Genomic DNA, 15,973 nt, shown 5'->3' on the forward strand with positions numbered 1-15,973 from the left:
CCCTGGGCGGATGGCCACGACGAACAGCACCAGCCGGAACACCCCGCAGGAGCCCGCCGAGTGGAGCGTGCCCGCCGACGACGGCGAGGTGACGCTCCTGATCGCCCGCCAGGTCGAGCCCGGCTACGAGGAGTCGTTCGAGACGTGGGCGCGCGGCATCCTGGAGACCGCCGCCGGTTTCCCCGGGCACCTCGGCTACGGGCTGTTCCGCCCGGCGGCGGACGGCGCGCCCTGGTTCCTGGTGCACCGCTTCCGCGACAACGCCGCCTTCCGCGCCTGGCAGGACTCGCCGGAGCGGGCCGCCTGGTTCGCGAACTGCGAGGGCCACCACCACACCGAGATCGCCCGCCGCGAACTCACCGGCATGGAGACCTGGTTCGCCAAGCCGGGCACGACCCGGCCCGCGCCGCCGCGCTGGAAGATGGCGGTCAGCTCCGGGCTCGCGATCTTCCCGATCTCGCTCGCGGGCAACGCACTGATCGGCCCGTTCCTGGTGGACCTGCACGTCGTGCTGCGCACGGCCGCGTTCTCCGCCGTGTTCAGCACCCTGATGACGTACGTGGCGATGCCGGCGGTCAGCCGGCTGCTGCGCGGCTGGCTCAGCCCCCGCTGACGTGCGTGCAGCGGGGGCTGGGCCGTGGCGCCGCGGGCTCAGCCGAGCTTGGTGACCACCAGCTCGCCGTCCGCGTACTGCCGTCGGATGACCTTCTTGTCGAACTTTCCGACGCTGGTCTTCGGGACCGCCGGCACCAGCGCCCAGCGCTCGGGCAGCTGCCACTTGGCGATCGTCCGGCCCAGGAAGGCGTGCAGGTCGGCGTACTCGGTGGCGGCGCCGTCCTTGAGGACGACGGTGGCCAGCGGGCGCTCGCCCCACTTCTCGTCGGGCACCGCGACCACGGCCGCCTCGGCCACGTCCGGGTGGGCCATCAGCGCGTTCTCCAGCTCCACGCTGGAGATCCACTCGCCGCCGGACTTGATGACGTCCTTGGCCCGGTCGGTCAGCGTCAGGTAGCCGTTCGCGCTGATCACACCGACGTCGCCGGTCTTCAGCCAGCCGTCCGCACTGAACTTGTCCTCGGGGCGCAGCGGCTCGCCGGAGCTGCCGCCGTAGTAGGCGGCGGCGATCCAGTTGCCGCGGACCTCCAGCTCGCCCGCCGACGCACCGTCCCACGGCAGCACGTCCCCGCCGGGCCCGACCAGCCGCGCCTCCACCCCGGCCGGGAAACGGCCCTGGGTGATCCGGTACGGGAACTCCTCCTCGGGCGACAGCCCGGCCGGCGGGTGCGCCATGGTGCCCAGCGGCGAGGTCTCCGTCATGCCCCAGGCGTGCACGACCCGCACGCCCAGCTTGTCGTACGCCTCCATCAGGGACGGCGGGCAGGCCGAGCCTCCGATGGTGACGTGCTTCATGGAGGAGATGTCGCGCGGGTTCGCGGACACCTCGGCCAGCAGGCCCTGCCAGATCGTCGGCACGGCCGCCGCGTACGTGGGCTTCTCGCGCTCGATCATCTCGGCGAGCGGGGCGGGCTGCAGGAAGCGGTCCGGCATCAGCATGTTGATGCCGGTCATGAAGACGGCGTGCGGCAGGCCCCACGCGTTGACGTGGAACTGCGGTACGACGATCAGGCCGGTGTCGGAGGCGTCCAGGCCCATGGACTCGGCCATGTTCACCTGCATCGAGTGCAGGTAGATCGAACGGTGCGAGTAGACGACGCCCTTGGGGTCGCCCGTGGTGCCGGAGGTGTAGCACATGGCCGCGGCCTGCCGCTCGTCCAGCTCGGGCCACGGGTAGTCGGCGGACCGGCCCGCGAGCAGCTCCTCGTAGTCGTGGACCTGCACGTCGAGGCCGTCGAGCGCGGAGCGGTCGCCGATCCCGGAGACCACGACGTGCTCGATGGTCGGCAGGTGCGGCAGCAGCGGCACGAGCAGCGGCAGCAGGGTGCCGTTGACCAGGACCACCTTGTCGGCGGCGTGGTTGACGATGAACACCAGCTGCTCCGGGGGGAGCCGCAGGTTCAGGGTGTGCAGGACCGACCCCATGGCGGGGATCGCGAAGTACGCCTCGACGTGCTCGGCGTTGTTCCACATGAGTGTGGCCACGCGGTCGTCGGGCTGCACCCCGAGCTCGTCGCGCAGGCCGTGCGCGAGCGCTCCGGCGCGGGCGCCGATCTCGGCGAAGCTGCGGCGGTGCGGCTCGGGCTCGCCGGTCCAGGTGGTGACCTGGGACCGCCCGTGGACCGTCATCCCGTGGCGGAGGATGCGGGTCACGGTCAGCGGTACGTCCTGCATGGTGCTCAGCAAAGCGTCCTCCCGATGGGCGCTGCGCGGCGGCAAAAGGATGCTGCCGATTCTGCGCGCGGCGGGAGGTCCTGTCACTACCCGGCGGTAGAAACCGTGCCAGTAATCCCTGTCAGGGTCCGGGTCGGGCGGTGCGGGAGCTGCGGACGGTCCGGGAGCTGCAGGTGAGGCGGGCGCTGCGGGTGGTGCGGGCGCTGCGGATGGTGCGGGTGGTTCACAGGCCGATGGGGCTCAGTTCCGGGTCCTCGCGGAGCTTGCCGAGGGCGCGGGAGACGGCGCTCTTGACCGTGCCGACCGAGACGCCGAGCAGTTCCGCCGTCTGGGCCTCGCTCAGGTCCTCGTAGTACCTGAGGACGACCATGGCCCGCTGGCGGTCCGGCAGCCGGGTCACCGCGCGCCACATCGCGTCGCGCAGCACCTGCGCGTCGGCCGGGTCCGTGTACGGCAGGCCCTCCGGCTCCGGCAGCTCCTCGCAGGAGAACTCGTCGACCTTCCGCTTGCGCCACTGCGAGGTGCGGGTGTTGACGAGCGCCCGGCGCACGTACCCGTCCAGCGCCCGGTGGTCCTCGATCCGGTCCCAGGCCACGTACGTCTTGGTGAGCGCGGTCTGCAGCAGGTCCTCCGCGTCGCACGGGTTGGCCGTGAGCGAGCGGGCGGTCCGCATCAGCGCCGTGCCGCGGGTCCGGACGTACGAGGAGAACGACGGGTACGCCCTCGGGTACGAGGCGCTCGACGGGTACGTGCAGACAGGCGTGGTCATGGCTCCACGCTAGAAGCGGCACCCGCCCCCGGGGATCGGCCCGAAGTGCCGAAGCGGTATCCCCCTCAGGTTGTAGGGGTGGGGCCTGCCCTACCTCCTGAAGAAGGAGTACGGGACGTCACGCACCGTCCGCACCGAGGATCAGACCCGACGTCGGCACGCCCGTGCCGGCCGTCACGAGGGTGTGCGCGGCGCCCGCGACCTGGTTCACGGAGCTGCCGCGGAGCTGCCGCACGGCCTCGGCGATGCCGTTCATCCCGTGCAGGTACGCCTCGCCCAGCTGGCCGCCGTGCGTGTTGAGCGGCAGGGCGTCCGCGGCGACGAAACCGGGGGCCTCGCCGGGTCCGCAGAAGCCGAACTCCTCCAGTTGCATGAGCACGAACGGCGAGAAGTGGTCGTAGAGGATGCCCACGTCGATGTCGGCGGGCCGCAGTCCGCTGGTCCGCCACAGCTGCCGGGCCACCACCCCCATCTCGGGCAGCCCGGTGAGGTCGTCGCGGTAGAAGCCGGTCATCGCCTCCTGGGCGCGGCCGGCGCCCTGGGCGGCCGCGGTGATCACGGCCGGGGCGTGCCGCAGGTCGCGGGCCCGTTCGACGCTGGTGACGACGAGGGCCTGGCCGCCGTCGGTCTCCTGGCAGCAGTCCAGCAGCCGCAGCGGTTCGACGATCCAGCGGGAGGCCGCGTGGTCGGCGAGGGTGATGGGCTTGCCGTGGAAGTACGCGGCCGGGTTGTTCGCCGCGTGCCGGCGGCCGGTGACGGCGACGTGGCCGAAGGCCTCGGAGGTCAGCCCGTGGGCGTACAGGTAGCGCTGGGCGGTCATGGCCACCCAGGAGGCCGGGGTGAGCAGGCCCCAGGGCAGCGACCAGCCGAGCGCGGCGCCTTCCGCGGAGGGCTCGCGCTGCTGGACGCCGGAGCCGAAGCGGCGGCCGGAGCGCTCGTTGAACGCGCGGTAGCAGACCACGACCTCGGCGACCCCGGTGGCGACGGCCAGGGCGGCCTGCTGGACGGTCGCGCAGGCCGCGCCGCCGCCGTAGTGGACGCGGGAGAAGAAGGACAGCTCGCCGATGCCGGCGGCCTGCGCGACGGTGATCTCGGGGCTGGTGTCCATGGTGAACGTGACCATGCCGTCGACGTCGGAGGGGGTGAGTCCGGCGTCGTCGAGGGCGGCGTGGACGGCCTCGACGGCGAGTTTCAGCTCGCTGCGGCCGGAGTCCTTGGAGAACTCGGTGGCGCCGATGCCGGCGATCGCGGCCCGGCCGCCGAGGCTGTCGCGGGTACGGACGCTCATGCGGGGCTCTCCTGCGGGTCGGGGGCGGCGGGGGCTTCCTCCGCGGGCGCCGGGTCCGCGGGCGCCACGTCGGCCACCGCCGTGTCCGCGACCGCCGTGTCCGCGACCACCGTGCCCGTGACGTGCCGGCCCAGCCGGTTGGTGCCGGTCACGCGGATCTCGACGGTCGGGCCGGACACCGACTCGACGGTGCCGGTGAGGACCATGGTGTCCCCGGGGTGGTTGGGGGCGCCGAGCCGGATGGCCACCTTCCGCAGGACGGCGGCCGGCCCGAGCCGGTCGGTGACGTACCGGCCGACCAGCCCGTTCGTCGTCAGGATGTTCATGAAGATGTCCGGGGACCCCTTGGCCCGCGCGAGTTCGGCGTCGTGGTGCACGTCCTGGTAGTCGCGGGAGGCGACCGCGCCGGCCACGATCAGGGTTCGGGTGACCGGGACCTCCAGCGGAGCCAGGGTGTCGCCGGGGCGCAGTCGAGGGGGGCCGGCGGGCGTCGGGTCCGGGCCGGTCGGACGGGTCATGCGGGTCCCTCCGCTGCGATGGACGCACCGAGTTCGGCGAGGATTTCGGCTCCGGATCCGAGGTACGCGTCCAGCTGGCGCCCCCACAGGAAGTGCCGGTGGACGGGGTGGTCGAGGTCGGCGCCCAGCCCGCCGTGCAGGTGCTGGCCGGTGTGCACCACCCGTTTGCCCGCCTCGGAGGCCCACCAGGCGGCGGTCAGGACGTGCTGCCGGGCGGGCAGGCCCTGGTCGATGCGCCAGGCCGCCTCGTACGCGGTCACCCGGATGGCCTCGGTGTCCATGTACGCGTCCGCGGCGCGCAGCTGCACGCCCTGGTTGGTGGAGAGCGGGCGGCCGAACTGCTCCCGGGTGGAGGTGTGCGCCACGGCCCGCGCCAGCGAGCCCGCGCACACGCCCGCCTGGAGCCCGGCGAACGCGGTGCGGGCGGTGGCGAGGACCGCCTCGTACGCCTGCGGGCCGGTGCCGAGCCGCTCGGCCTCCGCCGCTTCGAGGACGAGCCGGCCGGCCGACCAGGGGGCGGTGGCCTCGACCGGTACGACGGTGGCGCCGGGGGCGTCCGTACGGACCAGCCAGAGGGTGCGGTCGCGGTCGGGGACGAGGACGTACGCGGCGTCGCGCAGCCAGGGGACGAGGGGGAGGGTGCCGGTGAGCCGGGCGCTCGCGGGCCCTTCGCCGGCGGCCGGCACTGTCGGGTCCGTCGGGTCCGTCGGCTCTGCCGGGTCTGCCTGCGCTGTCGGGTCCGTCGGGTCCGTCGGGTCTGCCGGGTCTGCCGGCGCTGTCCGGTCTGCCGGCTCGGAGCGGACTTCGCCGCGCGCCGGGAAGGCGCCGGTGGCGACGGCCGTGCCCGTGCGCAGGGCGGGCAGCAGCCGGGTGCGCTGCCCGGCGGTGCCGTGGGCGCCGATCGCGAGGAGGCCGTAGACGCAGGTCGCGGCGTACGGGACCTGGGCGGTGGTGCGTCCCTGCTCCTCCAGCAGCAGGACCAGGCCGAGCAGGCCGACGTCCTCGACGGCGGCGGTGAGTCCGGCCGCCGTCAGGGCCTTCCACAGCTCGGCGTCGCTGCCGGTGCCGGCGGCGGCCAGCCGTTCTGGTCCGGCCAGGTCGGCGAAGATGTCGGCGGCCAGCCCGGCCGCGGCGGCCTGGTCCTCGGTGGGGCGGAAGTCCACGTCAGGCCCCTTCCGCCCGGAACACCGGAAGCTCCAGTTCCGCGTCTGCGCGCAGGAACTCCAGCCGGACCGGCATCCCGATGTGCACCTTGTCGTACGGGACCCCGGTGATGTTGCTGATCATCCGTACCCCTTCGGCGAGTTCGACGAGTGCGACCGCGTAGGGCGGGTCGAACGCGGGGAACGGCGGGTGGTGCATGACGACGTAGCTGAAGACGGTGCCCTCGCCGGAGGCCTCGACGGTGTCCCAGCCGGGGCTCGCGCAGGCGTTGCAACCGGGCAGCCAGGGGAAGCGCAGGGTGCCGCAGCCGGTGCAGCGCTGGATCAGCAGGCGGTGCTCGGCCACGGCGTCCCAGAAGGGCCGGTTGTCGCGGTTGATCACGGGGCGGGGGCGGCGGGGTGCGTCCGCCGCCGGGGGTTTCGCGCGGGCGGCCGGGGCGTACTTGAGGATGCGGAAGCGGTGGGTCCCGGCGAGCTCGCCGCCGGTGCGGACGTCCATCCGGGTGGTCACGAAGTGGCCGGTGCCCAGCTTGGTGGTCTTGCGCGGGGACACCGACTCGATGACCGCGTCGAAGGTGATCTCGTCGCCCGGGCGCAGCGGCCGCAGGTACTCCTGCTCGCAGTCGGTGGCGACGACCGAGGTGAAGCCCGCGCCGTCGAGCAGGGCGAACAGCTCGTCGTACGCGCCGGAGCGGCCGCTTCCGGCGTCGTGGCCGGAGAGCCCGCCCATCGTCCAGGCCTGGAGCATGGTGGGCGGGGCGACCGCGTCCGGGCCGGTGTACGCCGGATGGGTGTCGCCCATCGCCTCGCACCAGTGGCGGATCATGGGCACGTTGACGGGATCCTTGCCGTGGGCGGCGGTGGCGGCCGCCCGGCCCTCGAAGGTGCGCAGGCGCGGATGGAGGTCGTCGCCGTCGGACGTCGTGCGCTGCTCGTTCACCGCTTCGCCGGTCACCGCTTCCTCGCCTTCATGCCGAGCCGCATGGTCGCGACGAGCTCGCGCTGGACCTCGCTCACCCCGCCGCCGAAGGTGTTGATCTGGGCCGCCCGGTTGAGCCGCTCCAGCTCCCCGCCGCCGAAGGACTCCGGCCCGGGGCCCCTGATCAGAGCGGGGTCGCCGGCCACCTCCTGGCAGATCCGGTAGACCTCCACCGCGCTCTCGGTGCCGAGGAACTTCACCCCGGAGGCGTCTCCGGGCGCCAGGGTGCCCGCGCCGACGTCCTGGACGAGCCGCCAGTTGAGCAGGCGTACGGCGGCCAGCCGGGCGTGTGCCTCGGCCAGCCGGGCCTGCACCCACGGCCGGTCGGCGGGGCGCTCCCCGGTGCCGGGGTCGGGGGTGCGGGCGTACCGGACGACGTCGTGGAAGAACTCCTCGGCCTGCATGCCGATGGCGGCGAGGGCGACGCGTTCGTGGTTGAGCTGGTTGGTGATGAGCCCCCAGCCGCCGTGCTCGGGACCGACGAGGTTGCCGGCGGGCACCCGGATGCCGTCGTAGTAGGTGGCGGTGGTGGTGAGGCCGCCGACCGTGTCGATCGGCGTCCACGAGAATCCGGGGGCGTCGGTGGGTACCAGGATGATCGAGATGCCGCGGTGTTTGGGGGCGTCCGGGTCGGTGCGGCAGGCCAGCCAGATCCAGTCGGCGTTCTGGGCGTTGGATGTGAAGACCTTCTGGCCGTCGATCAGCCACTCGCCGGTGTCCGGGGTGCCGCCGCCGTCGGCGGGTGTGCGGACCGCCCGGGTCCGGAGGGCGGCCAGGTCGGTGCCGGCCTCCGGTTCGGAGTAGCCGATGGCGAAGACGAGCTCGCCGCGCAGGATCCGCGGCAGGAAGTACGCCTTCTGCTCGTCGGTGCCGTACTTCATGAGGGTCGGACCGACGGTGTTGAGGGTGACCATCGAGACCGGCGCCCCGGCCCGGTAGGCCTCGTCGAAGAACACGAACTGCTCGTCGGGTCCGCGCCCCCGGCCGCCGTACTCCTCGGGCCAGCCGATCCCCAGCAGGCCGTCGGCGCCGATCCGGCGCAGCAGCGCGCGCTGCTCCCCGGGGTCCTCCGGTACGCCGTCGGGCATCAGGGAGCGAAAGTACGCGCGGAGTTCGGCGCGCAGCCGCAACTGCGGCTCGGTAGGGGCGAGATGCACGGCGGAAAGCCTCCCGAGGCGGCGGAGGAGCAGCGGCGCGAAAGAGATTTCTGACTCTCCGTCAGATGACAGGAGGTGTCAAGGCCGCACCGGCCCCGGGCCCCGGACGGCGCGGAGCGCCCGCACGACGGGACCCCAGCCGGTCCGGTCGTACGGGCGCTCGCGGTCAGTGGGCCCGCCGGCCTACCACCACGGGTGGAAGTTGACCGCCACGTTGCTGTTGTCCTGGTCGATCGCCGTGAAGGCCGAGCCGCTGACCTGGGCCGTGTTGTTCTGGTTGGCCGCTCCCGAGCCGGTGGCCACCTGCTGCGAGGTGGAGGTGTTGCCGCTGCTGCTGCCCCCCACACCGCTGCCGATGATGCTCGCCACGCTCGCGTTCGAGCCGTTGTCCGCGAAGGATCCCCACCCGTTGTCGGCCTGCGCGACCCCGGAGAAGAGGGCGGCGGCGAGGGGGAACGAGGCGACGGCGGCGATGACGCGGGCGGTACGAACGAATGCCATGCTGAATCCTCCAGATTGAACTACGGGGTTTTCCAAGGCAGTTGGCCGACCACCCTGGGGTGTTGCTCCTGCTCTCGACGTCGAGACCAGAGTTGCCCACCGAATCCCCGGCGAACCACCCCGCAGTTGCCGATTCCCTCGCAAGCATGAGCCAATCCGGATAAACCCCGGTCACGCCCCCAAAAGCACCGATCCCGCCCCTGAAACGCCGAAGAACGGTCCGCCGCAAGGGCTGAACCGTTCCGCCACTTCCCCCCGCCCCCGTCACACCCCCACAGCACCCCCGCACCCCGGCCGCACTCCCGGCGGCCGCCGCTCCCCCCGCCGTACCAAGCCCTGCGCCCCTTGCACGCCCCCGGCGCCCGCGGGGGCGGAATCCGCCGCGCCCGTCACGCGGCCAGATCGAGTTCCCGGTCCCGACGGTCCCGATCAGCCGCCGACAGCCGTCGCATGCTCGCCGCCGCCGTGGTGGACCGCCGTACCGACGGGGACGACCCGTGCGCCTCGGCCCGGATCCGCTGCGCGATCGTCGGCGGCAGCGCCCCGCCCCCGACCAGGCCCGACCGCCGCCGCACCACCCCCGCCGGTGCGCCCGTACCCGCCTCGGCCGTCTCGGCCGCCTCGGTCGCCTCGGGGGCGGCCACCTCGGTGACGTGCGCCCGGCCGCCCTCGACCGTGAACTCCGCCTGCGCGGTGCGGATCCCGAAGACGCCGAGGATCCCGGCGAGCACCGTCAGGAAGACGGTCCAGAGCGAAGCGAAACGGTTGCTGGCGGCCATGACGACTCCTCAATCCCGCATCCGGATTCCGGATGTTCGGACGGGCGGATCTGAATACATTCGTGATGATGCATCCGCAAATCGTCCAGTACGAGGAACCACGCCCACCCGGGCACGTAGTCCGACAAACACCACCCGTCCGGCCCACCCGCACACGAAAAGGGTGCGCCCCGGATTCCAGGACGCACCCTCTGACCAGCCACTTCAGTGGCCTGCTGCGGTGGGTGTGGGATTTGAACCCACGGTGACTCGCGCCACGACGGTTTTCAAGACCGTTCCCTTAGGCCGCTCGGGCAACCCACCCCGCCCCGGCCGGCGAGCCGGCGGAGCAGGCTACAGCCTACCGGGATCCGGTGGACCACGGCGCCGCTCCCCGCTCGGGAACCGCTGGAGGCGCGGCCGCGGACGGCACGGCCGGCGGGTGGCCGGACGCGCCACGATTCGCCACCCCGCGCCACGGATACGCGCCACCCCTGCACCCCCGCCACCTGCGACGACCTCCCGCCGGGGGTCGTAAACGCCAGGGCTCGCCAGGCCTTGCAGAGACCGCACCCGCCCCCGCGACCTGCGGAAACACGAATCAATGGCCAAGGATTCACGGGGGCTCTCGGTATGGTGGTCGCACGACGTCCCCACGCATGGAAAAGCCCGGCTCCGGGGGCAACCGGAACCGGGCGGTGGCGCGGGGAATGCTGTGCCCGGCCGTCTATGAACCGGCCGGGCACATGCACCGACCTGGCGTCCGGACCACGGAACAGACACCGCCTCCTAGCGGACGAACTGCTCCACACACCCCGCGATGGCCGTCACCGTCGTGAGGACGACCGCGGCGAACTGGATCTTCTCGCGCCGCGGTGTCCTGCGGGCCCTGCGCCCGCGCCCCTTCGGTCGTGCCATCGGCTCGCTCTCCTTGCCTCGTGGTGCCTCCCGGGGGATTCCGGGACCCCTGCCCGGCGGGCAAGGGCGTTCAGGACGCGAGGAGTTGGAACCTGTCCGGCAACTTACCGCGCGCAAGCGGAATCGACGGTGGCGCTGGGGCATTCGCCATGTTCCGCCACGCGCCGCCGCGAAGAGGGCGATAATCCGCACCCCGGGCGAGTCCGTACGCGGGCGCCCGGCAGGTCCGCACCCGGCACGACGACGGCGAGGCGGGGCACCGGCCGGATCGGCCGGTGCCCCGCCTCGCGCGGGCGCCCTGGGTACAGGGGGGTCAGGCCGTCTGGGCCTTGTCGTAGACGGCCTTGGCCTCGTTGCCGAAGTACGGGCCGAACATCCGGTTCGGCAGGAAGGTGTAGCCGAAGCTGTTCACCGAGACCTGCAGGCCGGTGCCGGTGGCCTCGTTGAAACTCTGGAACCACGGGCCGCCGCTGGAGCCGCCGGTCATGTTGCAGCCCAGGCTGTGGTCCTTGGAGAACAGGAAGTCCTTGCCCGAGTTGCCGCTGCAGTAGACCAGCTTGGAGCCGTCGTACGGGGACGCGGCCGGGAAGCCGAAGGCGTACATCGGCTTGTTGTAGCCGCCGTTGAACAGCACGCCCTGGGCGCCGACGACCGAGCTGAGCTTCTGCCCGTTCAACGGGGCGACGACCGCGAGACCCACGTCGTAGTTGATGTCCTCACTGGCCGCCCACTGGTCCGTGGCGAAGGTCTGCGTCGCGCTCCACTGCCCGTACGGAGCGTTGCCGTTGTCGTACGCCGGTACGAACACCCAGTTGGTGTGCCAGGCACCCTGGTACTTCACGCAGTGCCCGGCGGTCAGCACCGTGCTGCCGTTCTGGCTGGTGACCGAGTCACCGGAGCAGGACGCCGTCCGGCCCTGGAAGGTGAAGAACACCCGGCCCGACGTGCGCACCACCGCACCGCCGCCGGTCCACGCACCGCCCGCCTGCGGGAACGCGGCCGGTCCGGCGGTGGGCGCGGTGGGCTGCACGGCCGTGGGCGCGGCCTGCGCGGCCGGGGCCCTGAGCCGGGTGCCGGGAGTGAGGACCAGGTCGAGCGGGGTCGCACCCCGCATCCGTTCGGCGGTCCAGAAGCCCTTGGTGTGCTGGGGGGCGAAGGACGCGGGGGCGGCCGGGGGGGTGCCGGCGGCCGCGGGGGTGGCGGCCGTCAGTGCGCCGGCGAGCAGGGCTCCTGCCGTGAGCAGGACGGCGACAGCTTTGCGAGGACGATTCACGCATGACTCCTTCTGCCGTGCCGGGGCCGGTGGGCCCGGGCAGGGTGGGGGTGAAGAGCTGTCGGTGCGGATCGACGTGCGGCTGGCAGACTGCCACGCCTCGGCGTAATTGTCAGGTACTCGTCAGAACGTTCGGTCGGTTCGGCCGGAATCCCCCTTGATTCCGGCCGGATTGACCCGGCGGAGCGCCCGCCACCCACCCCGGCCCGCCCTCACACGGTCAGCAGCACCCCTGCGTACGACACACCGGCCACGACCACCCACGCGCTCAGCCCCAGCGCCGCCGCCCGGCCTCCCGTACGGGCCAGCGTCGGCAGGTGCACCGCACTGCCCAGCCCGAAGAGCGCGGCCGCCAGCAACGCCTCCTGGGCCGTCCGTGCCCAGGTCAGGACCTCGTCGGGCAGCAGCCCCGTGGCCCGCACGCCGGCCGCGACCAGGAAGCCCGCCACGAACAGCGGCACCGGAGCGGGCCGCTTGCCCGAGGCAGTACGCACTCCCGCCCGCCGGGCCCGCAGCGCGAAGGCCACCGCCGCCACCAGCGGGGCGAGCATCGCCACGCGCATCAGCTTCACCAGCACCGCGTCGCCCAGCGCCGCAGGACCGGCGGTCTGCGCCGTGGCCACCACCTGGCCCACGTCGTGCACGCTCGCCCCGACCCAGCGGCCGAAGGCCTCGTTGCCCAGCCCGAGCGGCTGCTGGAGCATCGGCAGCACGGCGATGGCCAGGGTCCCGCACAGCGTCACCAGCGCCACGGACGAGGCCACGTCCTCCTCGTCACTCCCGGACACCTCGCTCACCGCGCCGATGGCGGAGGCCCCGCAGATCGAGTACCCCGTCGCGATCAGCAGCGGCTGGTCCCCGGGCAGCCCCAGCCGGCGCCCGAGCCACACCGTGCCGAAGAACGTGGCCCCGACCACGGCGAACACCATCGCCACCGTGCCCCAGCCGAGCCGCACCACCTGGTCCAGGCCGAGTCCCAGGCCCAGCAGCACGATGCCGATCCGCATCAGCCGCCGCCCCGCCAGCGACAGACCGGGCCGGCCGGCACCCCGTACGAAGGTACGCACCCGCGGCAGGTGCGCGACCGCGATGCCCAGCACCACGGAGGCGGTCAGCATCGGGACGGCCGGCAGCAGCAGATGGACCGACCAGGCGGCAGCCGCGCCCAGGACCGCCGTGAGCAGTCCTGGCCAGGTCCGTGTTTCACGTGAAACATCCGGACGGGCGGGGGGTGCCGCGTGCCCGCCGGCGGTCTGCGGGCGGTGCAGGAGGGCCATCAGTCGGCCGGGAGGGTGTAGACGCGGCGGACACTGCTGCCGAGCCGGGACACGTCGGCTCCGTAGACGTGCACGGATATCGCCGTCGTACGACAGGAGTTGCGCACCCGGTGGATGTCCCCGGGAGGGGCGAACCCGCAGACCTCGCCCGGTCCGTTCACGACGTCCTCGGTGGGCACCAGACGGGCCCGGCCGTCCGGCCCCGGCGCCAGCCGGTAGCGGCGCTCGCGTTCCTCGCCCTGGTGCACCCCGGCCACGCACCAGGCGACGTGGTCGTGGATGGACGTCTGCTGGCCCGGCAGCCACACCAGCGCCACCACGGAGAAGCTGCCGTCCCGTTCGGCGTGCACGATGTGCTGCCGGTAGCGCTCCGGGTCGCTCTCCTGCTGGGCGAGGGTGAGCAGGTCGGGGGCGCCGAGGTGGGGGCCGAGCAGCTCGCCCACCAGGTACGCGGTCAGATCCGGAGGCAGGCCGCGGTCCACGACCGCGCGTATCTCCTCGATGAGGGCGGTCATCCGTGCGGTCACAGCCACCGCTGCGGTCGTCGTCGTGGTCATAAGGGCAGCGTCCGGCGGCCCGTCCATCACGTCCAACGACAGTTTTCACCTGAAATCCCAAGCTCTGCTTATGCATTGCCTGTTCGGCGTTGCCGCTGTGCAGGGCCGGCAGACCGGGACGCGCTCGCGGCCGCGGGCCCGAGGGTCTGTCGTCAAACCCCTGTCGTCGCCCGGAGGGCGGGCAGGAGTTTGACGACGGGTCCTGGGACCGCTCAGCAGCCGACGCGGTTGGCCGCCACCCGCCGCAGCTCGTCGAGGACCGCCGCGGTCGCCGGGATCCGCAGGTGCTCCCGGTAGACGTACGCGGAGATGTGGCGCCGGGCGGCCGGCTCCAGGGCCCGCCCGCACACCCGGGTCAGGGACAGCGAGGGCAGCAGCAATGCGGGCATCATCGCCACCCCGAGCCCCTGCCCGACCAGGCTCTGGACGACCAGGTTGTCGTCGGTGGCGAAGACGATCTCGGGGACGAAGCCCAGCTCGGCGCACTCGTGCAGCAGGTTCGCCCGGCACCGCGGGCACCCTGCGATCCACCGCTCGTCCGCCAGATCGCCCAGCTGCACGGAACGGCGGCGGGCCAGCGGATGGCCACTGGGCAGCAGCACCGTCAGCTGGTCTTCCAGCAGCCGCACCTCGGTGACCTCGTCCGGCACCTCCTCGTACAGCCCGGGGTAGGTGAACGCCAGCGTGATGTCGCATTCGCCGCGCTGCAGCCGGCGCAGCGACTCCGGCGGCTCGCCGTCGAGGAGCTCCACCTGGATGCCCGGATGCTCCTTGGCCAGCACGCTGAGCGCCTCGGGGACCAGGGTGGCGTTGGCGCTGGGGAAACCGCACAGCCGGACCCGGCCGGTGCGCAGCCGCGCGTACGCCTTCATCTGCTGCTGGGCGGCGGAAAGGCTGCCGAGTATGGCCTCGGCATGCCGGGCCAGCGACTCCCCGGCCTCGGTCAGCTGCATCCGGCGGCCCACGCGCGTGAACAGCGGGGTGCCCACGGCGCGTTCGAGCGCCTTCATCTGCTGGGTGATCGCCGGCTGGGTGTATCCGAGCACCCGGGCGGCCGCCGAGTACGACCCGGCGGTGACCACCTCGTGGAACGTCCTGATGTGCCGGGAGTCGAACACGCTCGAAGCATAAGCGGACGTTGGGAGGGGCCGTAGGCGGAATCCCGCCTACGGCCCCTCGCCGTTCAGGTCACTTCTGCCGGATCGCCCGGCCCGGCCCCGGTTACTTGTCGCCGACCCGCGAACCCAGCGTCAGGTCCACGGTCGCCGGCTTGCCGCCGCGCAGGTACGTCAGCTTGACCACGTCACCGGGCTTGTACGTCCAGATCTCGCTGATCAGCGTCGGGCCGCTGTCGATCGGCTTGCCGCCGAACGTGGTGATCACGTCGCCGGGCTTCAGACCCGCCTTGCCCGCCGGGCCGTTCGGGTCGACCAGGTCGTTCGCCGCGCCGCCCTGGTCGGAGATCTTGGCACCGTCGGTCTTGGCCTGGAGGTCCACCGAGACGCCGATCACCGGGTAGACCGGCTTGCCGGTCTTGATCAGCTGCTCGGCCACGTTCTTCGCCTGGTTGATCGGGATGGCGAAGCCGAGGCCGATCGAGCCGGCCGGACCGCCGCCGAAGCCACCGCCGCCGCCCGCCGACTGGATCGCCGAGTTGATGCCGATGACCGCGCCGCGGCCGTCCAGCAGCGGACCGCCGGAGTTGCCCGGGTTGATCGAGGCATCGGTCTGCAGCGCGCTCATGTACGAGTTCTTGTTGCTCTGCCCGTCGCCCGAGGCCACCGGCCGGTTCTTGGCGCTGACGATGCCGGTGGTCACCGTGTTGGACAGGCCGAACGGCGCACCGATCGCGATCGTCGAGTCGCCGACGGCCACCCGGTCCGAGTCGCCCAGCGGCAGCGGGGCCAGCCCGGCGGGCGGGTTCTTCAGCTTGAGCACCGCCACGTCGTAGCCCTGCGCCCGGCCGATGACCTCGGCGTCGTACTTCTTGCCGTTGGAGAAGGTCGCGGAAAGCTTCCCGCCGTTGGCGGCCGAGGCCACCACGTGGTTGTTGGTGAGGATGTGGCCCTGCTGGTCGTAGACGAAGCCGGTGCCCGTGCCGCCCTCGCCGTCACCGGCCTGCGCCTCGATGGTCACCACGCTCGGCAGCGCCTTGGCGGCGAGCGCCGCCACCGTGCCGGGCTCGCGCTTCAGTTCCTTCGGCGCGGCCTCGGCGCTGACCGTGGTCGAGCCGCTCGTGGAGTCGCCGTTCTTCGCGAGCTGGTAGCCGATGCCACCGCCGATCCCACCCGCGAGCAGGGCCGCCACCAGCGCGGCCGCGATCAGCCCGCCGCGCCCCTTGCGCTTGGGCGCGGGCTCCTGGCCGAGCGGCGCCGCCCAGGGGCCGCCGCCCTGTCCGCCGCCGAAACCGCCGTGACCGCCGTGACCGCCGTGCGCACCGCCGTCGCCGTACGGGCCGCCCTCCGCGTACGAGGGGACCGCGGGCGGGGGCGGCGGCCAGCCGGCGGCCTGCGCGCCGGGCGCCTG

At 72.9% G+C, this 15,973-nt stretch carries 16 protein-coding genes and 1 tRNA gene; 1 reads left to right on the forward strand and 16 read right to left on the reverse strand.

All coding sequences use genetic code 11. The annotated features are described in order from the left end of the window. The first annotated feature begins 10 nt into the window (after positions 1–10). Positions 11–613 (forward strand): antibiotic biosynthesis monooxygenase, encoded by a 603-nt coding sequence (locus LG634_RS29360; RefSeq protein WP_226738098.1) that lies wholly within the window; start codon positions 11–13, stop codon positions 611–613. A 38-nt stretch (positions 614–651) separates the two neighbouring features. Here LG634_RS29360 and LG634_RS29365 read toward each other — a convergent pair whose 3' ends face one another. The 16 genes from LG634_RS29365 to LG634_RS29435 form a co-directional block, all read right to left on the reverse strand. Then, positions 652–2,301 (reverse strand): long-chain fatty acid--CoA ligase, encoded by a 1,650-nt coding sequence (locus LG634_RS29365; RefSeq protein WP_226738100.1) that lies wholly within the window; start codon positions 2,299–2,301, stop codon positions 652–654. Positions 2,302–2,512: 211 nt separating this feature from the next. Further along, positions 2,513–3,058 carry a SigE family RNA polymerase sigma factor gene (locus LG634_RS29370; RefSeq protein WP_226738102.1) on the reverse strand — a complete coding sequence of 182 codons (546 nt, stop codon included), beginning with the start codon at positions 3,056–3,058 and terminating at the stop codon, positions 2,513–2,515. A 118-nt stretch (positions 3,059–3,176) separates the two neighbouring features. After that, positions 3,177–4,346: a lipid-transfer protein gene (locus tag LG634_RS29375; RefSeq protein WP_226738104.1), complete on the reverse strand. Its 1,170-nt coding sequence runs from the start codon at positions 4,344–4,346 to the stop codon at positions 3,177–3,179. Further along, entirely contained in the window at positions 4,343–4,816 is a 474-nt protein-coding gene (locus tag LG634_RS29380) for a MaoC/PaaZ C-terminal domain-containing protein (protein WP_226738137.1), read from the reverse strand. Before LG634_RS29380 ends, LG634_RS29375 begins: the two co-directional genes overlap by 4 nt. A 44-nt stretch (positions 4,817–4,860) precedes the next feature. Next, a complete protein-coding gene (locus LG634_RS29385; protein ID WP_226738106.1) occupies positions 4,861–6,027 on the reverse strand; it encodes an acyl-CoA dehydrogenase family protein in 1,167 nt (388 codons plus the stop codon). A 1-nt stretch (position 6,028) separates the two neighbouring features. Continuing rightward, positions 6,029–6,967 carry a bifunctional MaoC family dehydratase N-terminal/OB-fold nucleic acid binding domain-containing protein gene (locus LG634_RS29390; protein WP_372482513.1) on the reverse strand — a complete coding sequence of 313 codons (939 nt, stop codon included), beginning with the start codon at positions 6,965–6,967 and terminating at the stop codon, positions 6,029–6,031. 11 nt (positions 6,968–6,978) lie between these two features. Further along, positions 6,979–8,163: an acyl-CoA dehydrogenase family protein gene (locus tag LG634_RS29395; protein WP_226738111.1), complete on the reverse strand. Its 1,185-nt coding sequence runs from the start codon at positions 8,161–8,163 to the stop codon at positions 6,979–6,981. 183 nt (positions 8,164–8,346) lie between these two features. Continuing rightward, positions 8,347–8,664 carry a hypothetical protein gene (locus tag LG634_RS29400; protein WP_226738113.1) on the reverse strand — a complete coding sequence of 106 codons (318 nt, stop codon included), beginning with the start codon at positions 8,662–8,664 and terminating at the stop codon, positions 8,347–8,349. A gap of 389 nt (positions 8,665–9,053) precedes the next feature. Then, positions 9,054–9,443, reverse strand: coding sequence for a DUF6344 domain-containing protein (locus LG634_RS29405; RefSeq protein WP_226738115.1), 390 nt, complete (start codon positions 9,441–9,443; stop codon positions 9,054–9,056). A gap of 218 nt (positions 9,444–9,661) precedes the next feature. Further along, positions 9,662–9,746, reverse strand: a tRNA-Ser gene (locus LG634_RS29410). 465 nt (positions 9,747–10,211) lie between these two features. Further along, complete coding sequence (locus tag LG634_RS38020) at positions 10,212–10,340, reverse strand: hypothetical protein (RefSeq protein WP_264203744.1); 129 nt, start codon at positions 10,338–10,340, stop codon at positions 10,212–10,214. 313 nt (positions 10,341–10,653) lie between these two features. Further along, positions 10,654–11,613: a trypsin-like serine peptidase gene (locus tag LG634_RS29415; RefSeq protein ID WP_226738117.1), complete on the reverse strand. Its 960-nt coding sequence runs from the start codon at positions 11,611–11,613 to the stop codon at positions 10,654–10,656. 212 nt (positions 11,614–11,825) lie between these two features. Next, on the reverse strand, positions 11,826–12,890 hold the full coding sequence (locus tag LG634_RS29420) for a YeiH family protein (protein ID WP_226738119.1): 1,065 nt from the start codon (positions 12,888–12,890) through the stop codon (positions 11,826–11,828). Further along, positions 12,890–13,447 carry a cysteine dioxygenase family protein gene (locus LG634_RS29425; protein ID WP_226738121.1) on the reverse strand — a complete coding sequence of 186 codons (558 nt, stop codon included), beginning with the start codon at positions 13,445–13,447 and terminating at the stop codon, positions 12,890–12,892. Before LG634_RS29425 ends, LG634_RS29420 begins: the two co-directional genes overlap by 1 nt. A gap of 212 nt (positions 13,448–13,659) precedes the next feature. Further along, a complete protein-coding gene (locus LG634_RS29430; RefSeq protein WP_226738123.1) occupies positions 13,660–14,565 on the reverse strand; it encodes a LysR family transcriptional regulator in 906 nt (301 codons plus the stop codon). A gap of 103 nt (positions 14,566–14,668) precedes the next feature. Next, the coding region (locus tag LG634_RS29435) for a S1C family serine protease (RefSeq protein ID WP_226738125.1) at positions 14,669–15,973 on the reverse strand (1,305 nt) is incomplete at its 5' end.

The sequence above is a fragment of the Streptomyces bambusae genome (assembly GCF_020532645.1).
In the GTDB taxonomy this organism is placed as follows: domain Bacteria; phylum Actinomycetota; class Actinomycetes; order Streptomycetales; family Streptomycetaceae; genus Streptomyces; species Streptomyces bambusae.

Bases quoted from the DNA above. Each gene is read 5' to 3' on its own strand.
- LG634_RS29360 (WP_226738098.1), top strand. From the start codon at position 11: ATGGCCACGACGAACAGCACCAGCCGGAACACCCCGCAGGAGCCCGCC.
- LG634_RS29370 (WP_226738102.1), bottom strand. From the start codon at position 3,058: ATGACCACGCCTGTCTGCACGTACCCGTCGAGCGCCTCGTACCCGAGG.
- LG634_RS29375 (WP_226738104.1), bottom strand. From the start codon at position 4,346: ATGAGCGTCCGTACCCGCGACAGCCTCGGCGGCCGGGCCGCGATCGCC.
- LG634_RS29400 (WP_226738113.1), bottom strand. From the start codon at position 8,664: ATGGCATTCGTTCGTACCGCCCGCGTCATCGCCGCCGTCGCCTCGTTC.
- LG634_RS29405 (WP_226738115.1), bottom strand. From the start codon at position 9,443: ATGGCCGCCAGCAACCGTTTCGCTTCGCTCTGGACCGTCTTCCTGACG.
- LG634_RS38020 (WP_264203744.1), bottom strand. From the start codon at position 10,340: ATGGCACGACCGAAGGGGCGCGGGCGCAGGGCCCGCAGGACACCGCGG.
- LG634_RS29420 (WP_226738119.1), bottom strand. From the start codon at position 12,890: ATGGCCCTCCTGCACCGCCCGCAGACCGCCGGCGGGCACGCGGCACCC.
- LG634_RS29425 (WP_226738121.1), bottom strand. From the start codon at position 13,447: ATGACCACGACGACGACCGCAGCGGTGGCTGTGACCGCACGGATGACC.